The organism is Vibrio sp. Vb0349 (assembly GCF_033338975.1).
Map to the genome: position 1 here is coordinate 1 of NZ_JAWOTS010000112.1, position 1,737 is coordinate 1,737.

Annotated in this window: 2 protein-coding genes; both read right to left on the reverse strand. The window is 47.5% G+C overall.

Annotated features, from left to right (window positions below):
- On the reverse strand, positions 1-585 hold a 585-nt coding region (locus tag R7Q47_RS23660), incomplete at its 3' end, for a spore coat protein U domain-containing protein (protein ID WP_318089570.1).
- Positions 582-1,737, reverse strand: a 1,156-nt coding sequence (locus R7Q47_RS23665; protein ID WP_318089573.1) for a fimbria/pilus outer membrane usher protein, incomplete at its 5' end; no start/stop codon positions are given. The genes R7Q47_RS23665 and R7Q47_RS23660, both read right to left, overlap by 4 nt.

The following is a 1,737-nucleotide window of genomic DNA, read 5'->3' on the forward strand; positions in this document are numbered from 1 at the left end:
CATACAGTCGGGAGTCACTTCCAACTTGACCGTAATAGTACTTTGAGCACTCCCCTCATTCCGAATAATACATACTCCTGGTAGACCTACGCCCTTGCAGTAATTCCAATCCCAAGACGCCATAATTTGGTCTGTATAAATTCCGGCCGAAAGGTTACTTCCAGCTCCCGTCCGAGCATAAAGAGGGAACTCAACTTGGTCTCCAAACAGCCCCAACAAATCTAACAAGTCGGTGTCTGTGAAGGTGTACAATTGGCCAAAAACATACTCTTCTGAAAGGCTTGAATCGCCAAAGATCTGATAGTTAATTACCGAACTGGCATCTCCTTGGGTGGTCATCTGCCCACCATTGAGGCTGGTAAATGTGACGGACACATAGTCGCCACTCAACAACGACACAAGTGTCGAAAAGTCACATGTTATCCCCGCATGCGGCTGGGCTGAACTTTGTTGCTGAGTGCTCGACACCGTAAATGAGGAAACGCTACCAAACTGGATTGAAGGTGTTAGCGCCGTGATCTCACATGCCATTGTCGAACAGGAGAAAAAGAGAAGTAGACTAGCCAGCCAGCGATGCAAAATCATAGTGCCGCCTCATCTTCTGTTTTGAGGCAAACCTGACTATTCAGTGTTTGTATTTTTTGACTCTCGCGCTCATACAACCCTTCAATTGAAACTTTACATGGTGACTGCCCTTGAGGATAAAACAGAATGTAACTGCCCGGGTCAACGCCTTCAAAGTAGGTAAACCCATCCCACCCAATTTGACTGACTAATCCTGTCTCTGAACGCCCAAACGTGCCAAGCGGCAGGACTAGGTGATTTTCATCCACAACGGTCATACTCAATGCAATTTGCAGCTCAATGGGAAACTCTAATAAATAACCGTAACCTGCATGTATCGAAGCGAACTGCTCTGTCGTCGAAAAGGCCGCATTCGCTGGTAAAGTGAGTGGGTCAATTTCATATTTGGCGGTGTAATACGCGGTAGCCCAAGGCACTAGCAAATAGCCATCCTCGTCAGTCACGCCAACAATTTGGTTTTCATATTTAACCGGAATACCGTCAAAACCGCTGGTGCTGACCACGGCAAAGCTGTCATACACTTCGTTAGCAGGGAAGATTTTGCCATCCAATGTCGAGACTGAACCCGCCATTTCCGCAAAATAATCATAATTCCCACTGGTGCCATTGAGCCCTCCTCGAAACTGAGCCCACGAGGCACGATAGGTCAAATCGGCTTGCTTACGGTTTTCAGGATCTTCATTGAGGTCATGTGCTAAGTTAATACCCCAACCGCCTTTTATGGGCGCGAGGCGACTGTATCCAACTCGCCCTCGCACATCGCCATCATCTTCCCTTTTCAGCGTTAAGCCGGCACTACCGCCAAGCGAACCAAAGGGCAACGAGAACTGCGCTAATGTCACTGCCTGACCACCAATACTGTGGTTGTAAGAGAGCGACATATTGATGTCAAAAGGCAGAGCATAACTGTACGTAAGATTGAGTGTACGCGAGCTAGAATCGGTTTGCTGAATATCAAAATAACCACCGGAAAGTGAGCCCGAATCCCCTAAGCGTACTCCCATGTTGACTTGCGATACATGACGAGACTTCAGCGATGCCACCTCCCCTTTATTAAGCTTCTCGTAATTTGGCAAATGTGACAGGGTATAGAAATCAGCTTGCTCCACTTGCGTTCTAGCAGCGAAGCTAAACAACCTAGATTGGTAACTG